16 protein-coding genes are annotated in these 15,266 nt (G+C 63.8%); 10 read left to right on the forward strand and 6 right to left on the reverse strand.

From position 1 onward, the window contains the following. Positions 1-64: 64 nt before the first annotated feature. From AC1DUR_RS02130 to AC1DUR_RS02150, 5 genes are all read right to left on the reverse strand, one after another. On the reverse strand, positions 65-949 hold the full coding sequence (locus AC1DUR_RS02130; protein ID WP_477717134.1) for a pirin family protein: 885 nt from the start codon (positions 947-949) through the stop codon (positions 65-67). Next, positions 946-1,353, reverse strand: coding sequence for an OsmC family protein (locus tag AC1DUR_RS02135; RefSeq protein ID WP_477717135.1), 408 nt, complete (start codon positions 1,351-1,353; stop codon positions 946-948). Before AC1DUR_RS02135 ends, AC1DUR_RS02130 begins: the two co-directional genes overlap by 4 nt. A gap of 75 nt (positions 1,354-1,428) precedes the next feature. Beyond that, positions 1,429-1,983: a flavodoxin family protein gene (locus tag AC1DUR_RS02140; protein WP_477717136.1), complete on the reverse strand. Its 555-nt coding sequence runs from the start codon at positions 1,981-1,983 to the stop codon at positions 1,429-1,431. Positions 1,984-2,081: 98 nt separating this feature from the next. Continuing rightward, positions 2,082-2,492, reverse strand: coding sequence for a DoxX family protein (locus tag AC1DUR_RS02145; protein WP_477717137.1), 411 nt, complete (start codon positions 2,490-2,492; stop codon positions 2,082-2,084). Positions 2,493-2,618: 126 nt separating this feature from the next. After that, positions 2,619-3,320, reverse strand: coding sequence for a pirin family protein (locus tag AC1DUR_RS02150; protein ID WP_477721092.1), 702 nt, complete (start codon positions 3,318-3,320; stop codon positions 2,619-2,621). A 122-nt stretch (positions 3,321-3,442) separates the two neighbouring features. Here AC1DUR_RS02150 and AC1DUR_RS02155 point away from each other — a divergent pair, with 122 nt between their 5' ends. From AC1DUR_RS02155 to AC1DUR_RS02175, 5 genes are all read left to right on the forward strand, one after another. After that, the gene (locus tag AC1DUR_RS02155) at positions 3,443-4,399 is read left to right on the forward strand and encodes a LysR family transcriptional regulator (RefSeq protein WP_477717139.1); all 957 of its coding nucleotides are present in this window, start codon (positions 3,443-3,445) and stop codon (positions 4,397-4,399) included. A 157-nt stretch (positions 4,400-4,556) separates the two neighbouring features. Continuing rightward, entirely contained in the window at positions 4,557-5,633 is a 1,077-nt protein-coding gene (locus AC1DUR_RS02160) for an NAD(P)/FAD-dependent oxidoreductase (protein WP_477717140.1), read from the forward strand. A 45-nt stretch (positions 5,634-5,678) separates the two neighbouring features. Then, a complete protein-coding gene (gluQRS, locus tag AC1DUR_RS02165) occupies positions 5,679-6,647 on the forward strand; it encodes a tRNA glutamyl-Q(34) synthetase GluQRS (RefSeq protein WP_477717141.1) in 969 nt (322 codons plus the stop codon). A gap of 9 nt (positions 6,648-6,656) precedes the next feature. Beyond that, positions 6,657-7,397 (forward strand): tRNA (guanosine(46)-N7)-methyltransferase TrmB, encoded by a 741-nt coding sequence (trmB, locus tag AC1DUR_RS02170; RefSeq protein WP_477717142.1) that lies wholly within the window; start codon positions 6,657-6,659, stop codon positions 7,395-7,397. A 7-nt stretch (positions 7,398-7,404) separates the two neighbouring features. Continuing rightward, entirely contained in the window at positions 7,405-8,322 is a 918-nt protein-coding gene (locus AC1DUR_RS02175; RefSeq protein WP_477717143.1) for an RluA family pseudouridine synthase, read from the forward strand. Positions 8,323-8,436: 114 nt separating this feature from the next. On the opposite strand, the gene AC1DUR_RS02180 is transcribed toward AC1DUR_RS02175, so the two are convergent. Then, positions 8,437-9,363 carry a LysR family transcriptional regulator gene (locus AC1DUR_RS02180; protein WP_477717144.1) on the reverse strand — a complete coding sequence of 309 codons (927 nt, stop codon included), beginning with the start codon at positions 9,361-9,363 and terminating at the stop codon, positions 8,437-8,439. A gap of 144 nt (positions 9,364-9,507) precedes the next feature. Between AC1DUR_RS02180 and AC1DUR_RS02185 the strand changes: the two genes are divergently transcribed. The 5 genes from AC1DUR_RS02185 to AC1DUR_RS02205 all read left to right on the forward strand — a co-directional run bounded on the left by AC1DUR_RS02185 (position 9,508) and on the right by AC1DUR_RS02205 (position 15,262). Next, on the forward strand, positions 9,508-10,491 hold the full coding sequence (locus AC1DUR_RS02185) for a Bug family tripartite tricarboxylate transporter substrate binding protein (protein ID WP_477717145.1): 984 nt from the start codon (positions 9,508-9,510) through the stop codon (positions 10,489-10,491). A gap of 198 nt (positions 10,492-10,689) precedes the next feature. Further along, a complete protein-coding gene (hpaH, locus tag AC1DUR_RS02190; RefSeq protein WP_477717146.1) occupies positions 10,690-11,493 on the forward strand; it encodes a 2-oxo-hept-4-ene-1,7-dioate hydratase in 804 nt (267 codons plus the stop codon). A gap of 11 nt (positions 11,494-11,504) precedes the next feature. Then, positions 11,505-12,308, forward strand: a complete 804-nt coding sequence (gene hpaI / locus AC1DUR_RS02195) for a 4-hydroxy-2-oxoheptanedioate aldolase (protein WP_477717147.1) — start codon at positions 11,505-11,507, stop codon at positions 12,306-12,308. Between the two features lies 1 nt (position 12,309). Then, on the forward strand, positions 12,310-13,728 hold the full coding sequence (locus AC1DUR_RS02200) for an FAD-binding oxidoreductase (RefSeq protein WP_477717148.1): 1,419 nt from the start codon (positions 12,310-12,312) through the stop codon (positions 13,726-13,728). Positions 13,729-13,786: 58 nt separating this feature from the next. Beyond that, the gene (locus tag AC1DUR_RS02205) at positions 13,787-15,262 is read left to right on the forward strand and encodes an aldehyde dehydrogenase family protein (protein ID WP_477717149.1); all 1,476 of its coding nucleotides are present in this window, start codon (positions 13,787-13,789) and stop codon (positions 15,260-15,262) included. Positions 15,263-15,266 lie beyond the last annotated feature (4 nt).

Below are 15,266 nucleotides of genomic sequence, written 5' to 3' on the forward strand. Positions count from 1 at the left end.
ACGTGCAAGATACGCGCAAAGTACGTGCAAGGTACATGCAAAAAAAGCCGCGAAAAGGCAGCGCCTAACTGGCGGCGAATTTTCGTTCAGGCAGGGGAATGAATTCGGTTTCCCCGCCCACATGACCCATGGCTTGAGCCTCCCAGTCATCACTGGCTTGCACAATGCGCGCCTTCTGGCTGGAGACAAAGTTCCACCAGATAAACCGGGGGGCATCGAGCGGCTCCCCGCCTATCACGACCAACCTCGCCGGCGCGCCGCTGCTGATGGTCGCGCCAGCACCCGCCGCCAGCGTGGCCAGAGTACCCGCCGCAACCGGCTCGCCGTCCACCGTCACATCACCATCCACAGGATAAATCGCAAGCTCCTCGGCCAGCGCCGGCAATTGCAGTGTCGCATTTGCCGCGAGCTGGATATCCAGGTAAATGGTTTTGGAAAATGTCCTGACCGGCGATGTTGCACCAAACGCCTCGCCAATCAGCACCCGCACGTCAGCCCCATCGACCGACACCGCAGGAATGGCCGACGCAGGCGTGTGCGAGAAGTCCGGGGCCGCTTCTTCATACGCCTGGGGCAAGGCGGCCCACAGCTGCAGGCCGTGGTTCACGTAGGTCTTGCTCCGCAAATCCTCGGGAGCGCGCTCGGAGTGCACAATGCCGCGACCGGCCGTCATCCAGTTGATCGCACCCGGCTCAATGCGCTGAACAGAGCCCACGCTGTCGCGGTGCATCATCGCGCCTTCAAACAGGTAAGTGACCGTGGCCAGCCCGATATGCGGATGCGGCCGCACATCATGGCCGGCGCCCGGCTGTACCGTGACCGGGCCGAAGTGATCAAAAAAGATGAACGGTCCCACGGACTGCCGCCGCCCCGCGGGCAGCAGGCGCCGCACCAGGAAGCCTCCGCCCAGGTCCTTGTTGTGCCCGGTCAGCTTGAGTTGCACGCTCATGACAGTCTCTCCACAGCGGTTGTGATTTCAGTGGTGACGGTGGTCATGAGTTTATGGACGGGACATTTTTGCGCAACGGCCTGCAACTCCTGCAACTGGGCTTCCGTCAGATCACCCCGGATCCGCAAGGTGGTCGCCAGGCGGTACACACCGCTGCGTTCACCGGAGTCGTCGCGCTCTACCAGCGTATGGATGTCGTCGACCGGAATCCCTTTCTTGCGGGCGTACCACATGAGGGTAACGGATTTGCAGGCGCCCAGCGCTGCATCGTACAAATCGTGCGGGCTGGGGCCGATGTCGGCGCCGCCTTCGGCCACGCTCCCATCGACCATCAGCGCATGGCTGCGGATGCTGAGTTTCTGGGCCATTGCCGCCGAGCGGTCGCGTTGCAGTTCGATGGACATGAGGAATTCCTGTACGAATGAAAGGTAAGCTGAAAACGAAAGGCCAGCGCCAAAAAAGCTGATGCGTACCTGACTTTAACGCTGAAACTTTAGCGCCACCTCGGCCACGCGCCTGCCCAGGCTCCGGGCCGTTTCCAGGTCACCCGGAAACATCTCGCCGGCGCCGGCATCCGACGGTGTCTGGGCAATGGCGCCGCTGTAGGAGCCCAGGTAATTGGCATCGTTGCGCTGTGCGGCCTTGCCGGTACTGGGCAAGATGCCATGGCTCACCCAGATACCCCCATGCTGCATGGCCAGGGTAAAGAGGTAATGGAGTGTCGACATCTTGTCACCATCGAGGGCTGCGCTGTTGGTGAAGCCGGCAAACAGCTTGTCTTTCCAGGCCTGCGTGTACCAGGGCCTGGAAGAAGCATCAGCAAATTTCTTGAACTGCCAGCTGACACTTCCCATGTAGGTGGGAGAGCCCATGATGATGGCATCTGCCGCATCGAGGATTTCCCAGCCACCGTCGGGCAGGTTGCCATCGGCGTCGATGGCCAGGAGTTCAGCCCCGGCACCTTCCGCCACCGACTGCGCCATGCGCTGGGTATGGCCATACCCGGAGTGGTAGAGCACTACGACTTTCGGCATTCTTGTCCTCGTTGAAGAAAGCAGGTGAATAAATCAGGAAGAATCCGGAAATCAACTGCCATGGCGGGGCTCTACACCCGCCGTGGCAGGGGCCATGACTAGTCCGCGCGCTTGGCGTCCAGGCTCCAGGCACCCGCACCCCATGCTGCCACCGTGAGCAAGCCACCCACCACGGCAATATTCTTGAAGAAGGCTTGCTGCTGCATCATGACCTGATCAGCCGGCACCGCCCAGTACTTGTGAAAGACAAAGGTGATCACGACCGTGAACAGGGCCATGCCAAGCGCCGCCCAGCGGGTTTGCAGGCCCACCAGCAGCAGCAGCCCCAGGCCCAGCTCGACACCAATCGCTGCCGCGGTGGCCACTTCGGGAAAAGGAACGCCCTGGGATGCGATGAAGCCAGTCGTGCCGGCGAAGCCGCCGATTTTGCTGAAACCCGCAGGCACGAACAGCAACGCCAGCAAGACGCGGCCAATCAGCGACAAAGGATTTTGGAGAGATGCAAACATGGTGAGTCCTTATTTAATTAGAAAAGCAAATGAAGAAAAATGAAGAAAATGATGGATCAAAAAATCATGATAGGCAAGCGCTATCACATTGAACCTTGCCTTTGATACTTTTAGTCTTGCAGCGTCTCAAGGCGCCAAATCAAAGACCAGAACTTCGGCCGATTGCCCCCGGCCCAGCCGCAACTGGCTTTCCGATTGCAGGGCGGCAGCATCACCCGAGCGAAGCAGCTGGCCGTTCACCTCAAGCTGCCCCCGGATCAGGTGCACATAGGTTTTACGCGACGGATCCAGCGCCAGTGTGGCAGCTTCGTCACCGTCAAACAGGCCCGCACGAATGCTGGCATCTGCATGGATCATGACAGAGCCCTGCGCGCCGTCCGGCGAGGCCACCAGGCGCAGTGCGCCGCGCTTCTCGGCCTCCGGGAAAGTTTTTTGCTCATAGCTGGGGACAATCCCTGTCACGTTCGGTTCGATCCAGATTTGCAGGAAGTGCGTGGTCTGGCCTTCGGCATGGTTGAATTCGCTGTGCTGCACGCCGGTGCCGGCACTCATGCGCTGCACATCACCGGGCGGGATGCCCTTCACGTTACCGATGCTGTCCTTGTGCGCCAGCTCGCCGCTCAGCACATAGCTGATGATTTCCATGTCCTTGTGGCCGTGCGTGCCAAAGCCCCTGCCCGCCGCAATGCGGTCCTCATTGATGACGCGCAGGTTGCCAAAACCCATGTGGGCCGGGTCGTAGTAGCCGRCAAACGAAAAGGAATGAAACGATTTAAGCCATCCGTGGTCGGCATAGCCTCGTTCGCTGGAAGTTCTTAAGGTCATCATCCCGTGCTCCTTTCAAGGTGCGTTGAGTGCGTTGCAATGACTCCAATGTAAGAGCCAGAACCCTCCTGGCAATTGCTTTCATTTGATGGCATCATTCAAATTATTTGAACCTTTAGAGCCCAATGATTAACACTGCGGTCCGTGATGCCCTCACCCCCGAAGCCATCGGACTGATCGGTGCCGTGCACCGCACCGGAAGCATGGCCGCCGCCGCCCGGGAGTTGGGCGTGGTGCCCAGCGCCCTGACCTACCGGATTCGCCAGGTGGAAGATGCGCTCGATGTGCTGCTGTTTGACCGCTCGTCGCGACAGGCCAGACTGACCGAAGCCGGCAAGGAACTGCTGCGCGAAGGCAACCGCCTGCTGGCTGAACTCGATGCGGTGGCCAATCGCGTCAAGCGCGTGGCAACGGGCTGGGAACCGGAGCTCACGCTGGCTGTCGATAGCGTGATTTCGCGCACCACCGTGATGGAGCTGTGCGAGGCATTTTTTGCGCTGGACCCGCCCACCCGCTTGCGGATACGTGAAGAGGCTTTGTCCGGCACACTGGAAGCCCTGACCTCAGGCCAGGCCGACCTGGCCATCGGTGTCGCGATCAACGTGGATACCAAGCCGGCGCCGAGCAAGGCGCTGCAGAGCAGGCCACTGGGCACCATCCATTTCGTCTACGCCGTGGCACCCCATCATCCGCTGGCCCAGGCCGCGGAACCCATCACGGACGCGATGCTCATGCCGCACCGCGCCGTGGCTGTCGCCGACTCGGTGCAGCGGGGCAGCGGCGTGACAATGGGCCTGCTAGGCGGCCAGGACATATTTACCGTGCCGGGCATGCAGGAAAAACTCGACGCACAGCTGCGCGGCCTGGGCGGAGGGTTTTTGCCGGAATACCTGGCGCGGCCCCACATCGCCACGGGCCGGCTGGTGGAAAAGAGGATGCAGCGGGCGGCGCGCCTGGTGCCTGTGAGCTACGCCTGGCGCCGCACCACCGGCAGCGAAGGACGTGCCCTGCAGTGGTGGCTGGGGCAACTGGACCATCCCACCACCCGCAAAGCATTGCTGGAACGCGAGCAATCCATTTAAAACCGTTGTAAAACCGTGCCCTGCAGGCCGGCTGGCCGCGCCTGCGTGTAGAGTGCGCTTATGGATTTCGTTTATGGTTGCGCTGTAAATGAATTTTTGAACCGATGGATGGACGAGTCAAACACCCCTTTCACCCAACCAGAAAAAGTAGAGAGACATGACAAAGAAATCCCGCACTGCTTCACCTGAAAAATTCAAACAGCGCCACATCGCCGTGGTGGGTGCCGGCATCGCCGGCATCGCCTGTGCGCGCACGCTGACACAAGCCGGGCACCAGGTTACTGTCTTCGAGAAAAGCAAGGGGGCGGGTGGACGCATGGCCACCCGGGACAGCGAGTTTGGTGGATTCGACCACGGCACCCAGTACTTCACGGTGCGTGACGCGCGCTTTGAAAAAGCATTGGCCACAGTCCCCGGGCTGGTACGCCCCTGGAGCGCCAATACCGTTCGCATTCTCGATGAGCTGGGCCGCGTCGTGGCCTCTTCGCTGCCGCCCAAGGAAGCCCACTGGGTTGCCACCCCCGGCATGAACGCGCTGGTTCGCCGGTGGGCCGAGCCCCTGGCAGCGGCCGGTAAACTGGTGCTTGAAACCGAAGTGGTCCGGCTGGAAGCCGACAGGCTGCACCCGGAGCGCTGGCAGCTGCAGACCGACGGCCCTGGCGCCAGCAACCGGGTTCACTCGGGCTTTGACGCTGTGGTTTTGGCCGTGCCCTCATCGCAGGCCGATGGCTTGCTGCTGAACTCACAACAGGGCAAACCGCTGAGGGCGGCGATGGCCGACGTCAGCGTGGCGCCCTGCTGGAGCCTGATGCTGGCTTTTCCGCAAGCCCTCCAGCCCACACTGTCGCATCTGGGCCCGCACTGGAATGCGGCGCGCAGCACCCACCACCGCATCGCCTGGCTGGCCCGCGAGTCCTCCAAGCCCGGGCGCAGCCCGATCGAACGCTGGACCGTCCAGGCCAGCCCGGAATGGTCGGAACGCCATCTGGAAGACGACGCCGAACGCGTGAAAGCCAAACTGCTCAAGGCCTTCACGGAAGTCACCGGCATACGGGCGCAGCCGCCACACGCCGTGGTGCACCGCTGGCGCCATGCCCAAACCATCGAGCCCCTGGGAAAGAGCCATGCCTGGGACCCGAAATCCCGCATTGGCGCCTGCGGCGACTGGTGCCTGGGCCACCGGGTTGAAGACGGCTTCCTGTCAGGCCTGGAAATGGCCCTGGCTATCGCCTAGCCGATACCCATGGCCGGCACAGCGCAGCACGCGGAGTGACCCGGCGTGGGAGCCCCCTACATTGGCCGGTTCGCGCCTTCGCCAACCGGCCCGCTGCATGCAGGTTCGCTCGTAGCGGCATTGGCGAGCTGGCTCGATGCCCGCGCTCACCACGGGCAGTGGCTGGTGCGCATCGAAGATGTCGATACGCCCCGTTGTGTGCCGGGTGCGGACCAGACCATTCTTGCGCAGCTCGCAACCTGCGGGCTGCTGCCCGATGAAGCACCGGTATACCAGTCACAGCGCAGCGCCTTGTACCAAAGCGCGCTGGATCAGCTCGTGGCACGGCGCCTGGCCTACCCCTGCGCCTGCACGCGGCAGGACATTGCACGCGCACTTGCGGCCAGCGGACAAGCGCGGGCACGCCACGGCGAGCTGGTTTATCCGGGCACCTGCCGACAGGGCCTGAACGGCCGTCCTGCCCGCGCCTGGCGCTTCCTCACGGAAACACCTCGGGAAAACATGCCGCTGGCAGGATCCCCTCAGACACAACGCGCTGTTCCATCAATAGCCATCGCAAAAGAAGGTGGCGACGTGGTGTGGCAAGACCGGCTGCTGGGCAGCCAGGCGCAAAACGTGAGCCGCGAAGTCGGCGATTTTGTGCTCAAGCGCGCAGATGGCCTCTGGGCCTACCAGTTGGCCGTGGTGGTGGACGACGCAGCCCAGGGCGTGACCGACATCGTGCGCGGCCAGGATCTGGCCGACAACACGGCGCGGCAAATCCTGTTGCAACGCGCACTCGCCCTGCCCCAGCCGCGTTATCTGCACACCCCCCTGGTGCTGGGGCGCAACGGCGAAAAGCTGTCCAAACAAAACGGCGCCCAGCCGCTGGACACCAGCCACCCGCTTGCCGTGCTTCAGCAGGCCGGTCAATTGCTGGGCCTGCAGGGCAATGCCGCAGCCGGCACACCGGCAGCATGGCTGCAGCAGGCGGTGCCCCAATGGGCAAGCCGTCATCCAGACGCGGCGCACTAAAATCGCGTTGTGATTGAAAACCCCGCCCCCAACGCCACCGACTTCCCCGAGGGCCCGTCCACCGACGCGAGCCATCCCCGCAACATCCGGAGTTTTGTCCGGCGCACCGGCCGCACGACCGCCGGCCAGGCCAAGGCGTTTACAGACGTGGGCCCCCGGTTTTTACTGCCCTACACGCCTGCGCCCCTGAATTTCGCCGCCGCCTTTGAACGGGTGGCTCCCACCATCCTGGAGATCGGCTTCGGCATGGGCGAGGCCACGGCGCACATTGCGGCACTGAGTCCCGACAAAAATTTCCTCTGCTGCGAAGTGCACACCCCCGGCGTCGGCGCGCTGCTCAAGCGTATCCAGGAGCAGGCCCTGGGCAACATCCGCATCCTTCAGCACGATGCCGTCGAAGTCATTGACAACATGTTGCCAGCCGGCAGCCTGGACGGCGTTCACATCTTCTTTCCAGACCCCTGGCATAAAAAGAAACACAACAAGCGCCGCCTGATCCAGGCGCCCCTGATTGCCAAGCTGGCGGCCAGGCTGAAACCCGGTGGCTACCTGCACTGCGCCACCGACTGGCAGCCCTATGCCGAGCAGATTCTCGAAGTGCTGAGCGCCGAAGCCCTGCTGAAAAACACGGCTGACACGTCGGGTGACGGTTACGCCCCCAAGCCCGACTACCGCCCCCTGACCAAGTTTGAAAACCGCGGCATCAAGCTCGGGCATGGTGTCTGGGATGTGGTGTTCACGCGTATTTGAGCCCTCTGTGTCCGACGATGTAAACAGACTGCCCCCGCATGGACTGCCAACCCGCGATGGTGTCAGCCCAAGTTGTGTCGGTTTGCCTGCGGGTCACTGGCCGACCATCACTGATTTTCTGCTTGAGCGCTTCCCCGCCATCACGCGCGAGGTCTGGCTTCAGCGCATGCGGGATGGCCTGGTCGTCGATGAATTTGGCGTTGCCGTCACGCCCGGGCGCCCCTACCGCGGCCACATGCGGCTGTACTATTACCGCGCCCTGGACGACGAGCCCCGCATTCCGTTTGAAGAAATCCTGCTCTACCAGGACGAACACCTGGTGGTCGCCGACAAGCCGCATTTCTTGCCTGTCACACCTTCGGGCCCCTACCTGCAAGAAACACTGCTGGTGCGGCTTAAAAACAGCTTGGGCATTGACAGCCTGATCCCGATTCACCGCATTGACCGGGAAACCGCGGGCCTGGTGCTGTTTTCAGTTCAGCCCGCCGAGCGCAATGCCTACCAGGCCTTGTTCAGGCATCGCAGCGTCAGCAAACACTACGAAGCCATTGCGCCGTGGCGCGATGATTTGTCATTCCCCATCACCCGCAAAAGCCGCATCGTGGAGGACGAGCCGTTCTTTCGCCAGCGCGAAGTGCCGGGCGAGCCCAACAGCGAAACCTGTATTGATGTGCTGGAAATCAAAGGCGACAAGGCGCGTTATGCGCTCAGCCCGGTCACCGGCAAAAAGCATCAGTTGCGTGTGCACATGAACGCGCTGGGTCTGCCCATCATGAACGACCGGATGTACCCGCCCGTCGAAACCACACCCGAGGACGACTACGGCCTGCCCCTGCAACTGCTGGCCAAATCGATTGCCTTTACCGACCCGGTGACCGGGCAGGCCAGGCAGTTTCAGAGCAGGCTCTGTTTGTCATTGGCCTGAACCGGGTTCTGGGCCTGCCGGACCAGGAAGGCGTCGGCTGCAAATCGGCGGCGGCAGTTCAATGCTGCCAAGTTAAACCATAACTTGTTAGAGCCTAATACGTAAACACACAAGTTACGAAACATGGGTCGCGGCCTGGCGTACCTTCATGAGCCGTTCCATCAGGTATTCCGCAAAGCTTTCGGTCGCGGGCGACGCTATCCGATAGGCGGGCCGGTACAGGCAGACCTGGCGCATGACTTCGGGCTCCACGATGCGGCGCATCACCAGGCCCTGCCGTTTGGCCCAGGGCGCCACGTAGGCGGGCGACACCGTGGCGGCCAGGCCTGCTGCAGCCAGGCCGAGCGCGGTGGAGATGTTGTCCACCACATCGTGCGGGCTGATGCGCTCATCCTCTGGCAAAGCCGCGCCCATTTGCGCCACGCTAAGTTCGTGGTCACGCCCCGCCGTTACCAATGCGTGAGAACGTAAATCGCTCCATTGCAGCACCCGTTTGGCCGCCAGCGCATGGTCTTTGGCGCACCACAACACCCAGGGGCTGCTGAACAGGCTGATGCGCAGCACGTTGTCGCTGCTCTGGCGGTCGGGGCCGACGGCCAGATCGACCTCGCCGCTGGCCACCATGTCGGTGAGTTGCTCCACCGCCGCGTCCCGAATGCGCACAACGAGCTTGGGGCGGTCCTGGCTGTGGGCCCGAATGATGGGCGGCAGGATGGCGCTGGCGATCACCATGGGGGCCGCCACCCGCACCAGCCCGGCTGCCCGGTTGCGCAGGTCGGTAGCGGCCACTTCGGCCAGGCGCAGGTGTTTGAGCACGGTCTGGGCCGAACTGAAAAACTCCTTGCCAGCCGCCGACAGGGCCACTTTGCGCGTGCTGCGCTCGAACAGCCTGAAGTCCAGGCTGGACTCCAGCTCGACCACCAGTTGGCTCACCGCCGAAGGGCTCAGCGCCAGCCGGTCAGCGGCGGCGGTGAAGCTCAGCAGCTCGGCCACGGTCACGAAGGCATCGAGCTGGCGCAGGGTATAGCGGGGCAAGGACATGGGTTGATTATGAAGAAAACCTAAGCAATACACCAATATTTATCGTTTGTTGTTGCGCGTTCACTCTTGCAAACTGCCTGCCTCTGAAGTTGATCTCTCGCCAGATCCTTCACTTTGTTCCACCAACCAGACAGGAGACCTCCCATGAAAACTTCTCGCCGCGAACTGTTGCACCTCGCCCTGGCCACCGCCGCCGGCAGCCTGCCCCTGGTCAGCCGGGCGCAAACCATCGAAACCGCGAAAATCCTGACAGGCTTCGCGGCCGGCGGCACGGTGGACACGCTGGCCCGCCGGGCCGCCACCCAACTGAACGGCAGCTACGCCAAGGCGGCGGTCGTCGACACCCGCACCGGTGCGGGCGGGCAGATCGCCATATTGGCGCTGAAAGCCTCGGCTCCGGACGGCGCCACCTTGCTGGCGACGCCGATGTCGATGCTGGGCATCTACCCGCACACCTACAGAAAGCTGCAGTACGACCCGGTGGCTGACTTGACGCCCGTATCGCTGGGCGTGGTGTTCGACATGGGTTTCGCCGTGGGCCCCCAAGTTCCGGCATCGGTCAAGACCGTCCCCGAATTCCTGGAGTGGTGCAAAGCCCACCCCGCCAGCGCCAACTTCGGCTCGCCGGCGCCGGGCTCCGTACCGCATTTTGTTGGCGAGCTGATCGGCCGGGCCGGCAAGGTCAACTTGCAGCACATCGGTTTCCGCGGTTCTCAGCCCGCCATCCTGGACATGATGGGTGGGCAGATCGCCGCCGTGTCGGCGCCGGTGGGCGAGTTCTTGCCGCATTTGAGCGGTGGCAAGGTCCGCCTGCTGGCCACCTCGGGGGCCAGCCGCAATAGATTCACCCCCGGCACCAGCACCTTGGTGGAACAAGGGCTCAAGGACCTGGTCTTCGGTGAATGGTTTGGTTTTTACCTGCCGGGAAAAGCGCCTGCGGACGTGGTGTCAAAAGCCAACGCCGCCATTCGCACCGCCCTGGCCAACAAGGAAGTGATCGAGGGCCTGGCCGCCATGGGCCTGGAAGCCCGATCGTCCAGTCCGGCGGAACTGGCCGCCATGCTCAAGGCCGACACCGAGAAGTGGGGCCCGATCGTGAAAGCGATTGGTTTCACCGCCGAATCCTAGTGTGCTGCATCGCTCTTGATGGAACAAATAAAACCGATGGATTTTTGCCCAGGATTAGGCGCAAACCACAGCAATAGCTCCGCTATTGCGCGGATTTGTAACGACATCCTGGGTGAAAAGACGCGGTTTTATGTTCCAGATAGAGCGAGGCAGCACACCAGGCCCAGACTCACCCAAGACAAGCAAGGAGACACCGGCATGCTGACCCCCGACATCCACCAGGCCCTGGCGCGCGAACTGCACCAGGCGGAAAAAACCCGCGTGCAGGTCGAGCATTTCTCCAAACGCTACCCCGGCATGGAGATGGCCGACAGCTACGCCATCCAGCGTGCCTGGGTGCAGATCAAGCTGGACGAGGGCCGCAGCATCCTGGGCCACAAGATCGGCCTGACCTCGCGCGCCATGCAAATTTCGTCGCAGATCACCGAGCCGGACTACGGTGCCATGCTTGATGACATGCTGTTCCCCGAGGGCGCCGACATCCCGGTGCAGCGTTTCATCCTGCCGCGCGTCGAGGTCGAGCTGGCCTTCATCCTGGGTAAGGACCTGCACGGCCCGAACGTGACGATTTTTGACGTGCTGGCCGCCACGGACTACGTTGTGCCCGCGCTGGAGATCATCGACGCCCGCATCGAGCAGCTCGACCGCGTCACCAAGGCGCCGCGCAAGGTGCTGGACACCATTGCCGACAACGCCGCCAATGCCGGCATCGTGATGGGCGGCCGTCCGGTCAAACCCGATGCGGTCGACCTGCGCTGGAGCGGCGCCCTGCTCTACAAAAACGGCGTGATCGAAGAAAGCGGCCTGGCCGCCGCCGTGCTGAACCACCCGGCCAACGGCGTCGCCTGGCTGGCCAACAAACTGGCGCTTCATGGCGAAGGCCTGGCCGCCGGCGAGGTGGTGCTGGGCGGCTCCTTCACCCGCCCGGTGGCCGGCGCGGCGGGCGATACCTTTCACGCCGATTACGGCCCTTTGGGTGCGATCTCCTTTCGCTTCATGTGAGGCTTTGGTCCATGCAAACTCCTGACAATCTATTCAAACAAGCCCTGGCCTGGGGCGAAGTTCAAATCGGCCTGTGGCAGGCCCTGGCCGACCCGTATGCCGCTGAACTCTGCGCCGGCAGCGGCTTCGACTGGCTGCTGCTCGACGGCGAGCACGCGCCCAATGACTTACGCACTTTGCTGGGCGCCTTGCAAAGCGTGGCGGCCTACCCGACGCATCCGGTGGTGCGTGTGCCGCACGGCGACGCGGCCCTCATCAAGCAGGTGCTGGACATCGGCGCGACCACCGTGCTGGTGCCCATGGTCGAGTCGGCCGAGCAGGCCGCCGCGCTGGTGCGCGCCATGCGCTACCCGCCGCAGGGCGTGCGCGGCGTCGGCAGTGCCATCGCCCGCTCGGCGCGCTGGTCGCGCTACCCCAACTATCTGCAGGAAGCCAATGAGCGCGTCTGCCTGCTGGTGCAGGTCGAGTCGCTGGCCGCTTTGCAGAACATCGAGGCGATTGCGGCGGTAGACGGGGTGGACGGCGTGTTCATCGGCCCGGCGGATTTGTCGGCCTCCATGGGCTACCTGGGCCAGCCCGCGCACCCCGAGGTGCGGGCTGCCATCGACCAGGCCATTGGCTGCATCCTGCGCGCCGGCAAGGCGCCCGGCATTCTGTGTGCCGACGAAACCCTGGCCCGGCACTACCTCGACGTGGGGGCGCGCTTTATCGCAGTCGGCGTGGACACCACGCTCCTGGTGCGCGCCACCGCAGCGCTGGCGGCGCAATTCAAAACCGCGGTGTCCGCACCGGCCTCCAGTAGCGGGGTGTACTGACATGCTGCTCGATTCCCTTCGCGCCGCCTTTCGTGGCCGCCTGCTCACCGGTGTTGACGCTGCGCCCTTTTTGACCGACTTTCGCGGCAAGTGGACCGGCCAGGCGCTGGCCGTGGCGCAGCCCGACAATGCCGCAGAGGTGGCGAACATCGTCGCCTGGTGCCATGCGCACGGCGTGCCGGTGGTGCCGCAGGGCGGCAACACGGGCTTGTCCGGCGGCTCGGTTCCGGAGGCCCTGCCCCAGGCCTTGCCGGTGTTGCTATCGCTCACGCGCCTCAACAAAATCCGCGCCATTGATCCGCTGAACAACACCATGCTGGTCGAGGCCGGCGTGACCCTGCTGCAGGTGCAAGAGGCGGCGAAAGAAGCCGGGCGTCTGTTCCCTTTGAGTCTGGCCGCCGAGGGCACTTGCACCATTGGCGGCAACCTGGCCACCAATGCCGGCGGCGTGCAAGTGCTGCGCTACGGCAATGCGCGCGAGCTGTGCCTGGGGCTGGAAGTGGTCACGGCGGAAGGCGAACTGTGGAGCGGCCTGCGCCCCCTGCGCAAGGACAACACCGGCTACGACCTGCGCGACCTCTACATCGGCTCGGAGGGCACGCTGGGCGTGATCACCGCCGCCGCGCTCAAGCTGTTCCCGTTGCCTGCCGCGCAGGTGGTGGCGTTGGTGGCCGTACCCAGTCCGCAGGAAGCCTTGAATCTGCTGACCCTGGCGCAAGCGCGCCTCGGCGCGGGCCTGACGGCCTTTGAAATCCTCAGCGACACCTGCGTTGAGCTGGTGCTGCAGCACATCCCCGGCACGCGCCGCCCGCTGGCAGAGGCTTCGCCCTGGTATGCGCTGCTGGAGCTGTCTGCCACCACGGACGAAACACAGGCGGCACAAGCCATGGAAGGCCTGTTAGAGGCCGCCATGGAAAGCGAATGGGTGCTGGATGCCGCGCTTTCCACCAGCCTGGCTCAGTTCGAGGCGCTGTGGGCGCTGCGCGAGAACATCTCCGAAGCGCAAGGGGCAGAAGGCAAAACCATCAAGCACGACATTTCGCTGCCGATTTCCAGCATCCCGGCCTTCATCTCCAGCACCGACGCGCTGATCGCCGCCCGGTACCCGCAGGTGCGCCAGGTCACTTTCGGCCATCTGGGCGACGGCAACCTGCACTACAACGCCTCGCCGCTGCCTGGCAGCGGACCGCAACAGGTAGCCGAATTTCTGGCGCTCGAAGGCCCATTGAACCAGCTGGTGCATGACGCGGTACACGCGTTCGACGGATCAATTTCGGCCGAGCACGGCCTGGGCGTGCTGCGCCGCGACGAGTCGGCGCGTTACAAGTCGCCGCTGGAGCTGCAGCTGATGCGCCGCGTCAAACAGGCGCTGGACCCGCAAGGGCTGATGAACCCCGGCAAGGTCCTGAAATTTCAATGAAATTAGCCTCTAGCCCTCATACCGCCTGCACAAGCAGCTATTAATTCAGGAGTAAACCGTGTCTACAGAAACCCTCACCGTAGCGGGCCACAGCGTCTCGCCGCATCACTACATCAATGGCCAGCGCGTCGCGTCCGACCTGCTGTTCGACCTGCACAGCCCAATCGACCAAAGCCTGCTGGGGCAAATATCGGAAGGCAGGCCGGCGCATGTGGACGCCGCAATTCAGGCCGCGCAAAACGCCTTCCCGGCCTGGGCGGCCCTGACGGCGGCCGAGCGCAAGCCCTATCTGGACCGCTTTGCTGCCGAGATCGGCCAGCGTGCCGAGGCCTTTTGCCAGCTTGAATCGACCGACGCCGGCGTACTGCTGTCGCGCATGCAGCACGGCGTGGTGCCGCGCGCCATGCTCAACATCAGCTGGTTTGCCGAGCACGCGCTCACCTTGCAAGACCATCCGATTGACACCGAGCAGGCACACCACATCGTGCGCCACGACCCGGCCGGCGTGGTCGTCATCATCACGCCCTGGAACGCACCGCTGATGCTGGCCACCTGGAAGCTCGGCCCGGCGCTGGCAGCCGGCAACACGGTGATCGTCAAGCCGCCCGAGTGGGCGCCGCTGACCAGCAGCCTGCTGGCCGATTGCGCCCACGCCGCCGGCCTGCCGCCGGGCGTGTTCAACATCGTGCAAGGCAGCGGCGCGAGCACCGGCGCCGCGCTGGTCAGCGACCCGCGCCTGGCGCGCGTGTCCTTCACCGGCTCGGTGCCCACCGCCAAACGGATTGCCCAGGCCGCCGGCGCGAATCTCGTGCCCTGCAGCCTGGAGCTGGGCGGCAAGTCGCCCTTCATCGTGCTGGCAGACGCCGACATCGACAACGCCGCCGCCACCGGCGCGCTGATGTACCGCAACGCCGGCCAGGTCTGCCTGGCGGGCACGCGTTTTCTGGTGCACAGCAAGATTCGCGATGCCTTTGTCGCCGCCATGCGCGGCTATGTGGACAAGCTCACGGTGGGCGACCCGCGCGACGCCGCCACCGAGGTCGGCCCCATCATCCACCCGCGCCAGGTCGAGCGCGTGCAAGGCTTTGTCGAACGCGCGCTGGCCGACGGCGCCGAGCTGCTGTGGGGCGGCGCGCCGCATCCCTTCGGTGCCCAGTACTACCAGCCCACCATGCTGACGAATGTGCGCCAGGACAGCGAGATCGTGCAGAACGAGGTGTTCGGCCCGGTGCTGACCTTGCAGACCTTCGACAGCGACGAGGAACTGATCGAGCTGGCCAACGGCACCGACTACGGCCTGGGCGGCGTCTGCTACGGCGAGACCGAACACGCCACGGCGATTGCGCAGCAGGTGCGCACCGGCTTCATCTGGGTCAACAGCTTCGGCATCCGCGACCTGGCCGCGCCCTTTGGCGGCATCAAGCGCTCAGGCATTGGCCGCGAAGGCGGCAACTGGAGCTTTGAATTCTTCTGCGACATCAAGGACGTGGTGGTGCCGAAAAAGCCCTTCCGCGCCAGCTTCAGCCACCGTTAATTTC

Source organism: Polaromonas sp. P4_F4, from assembly GCF_056401355.1.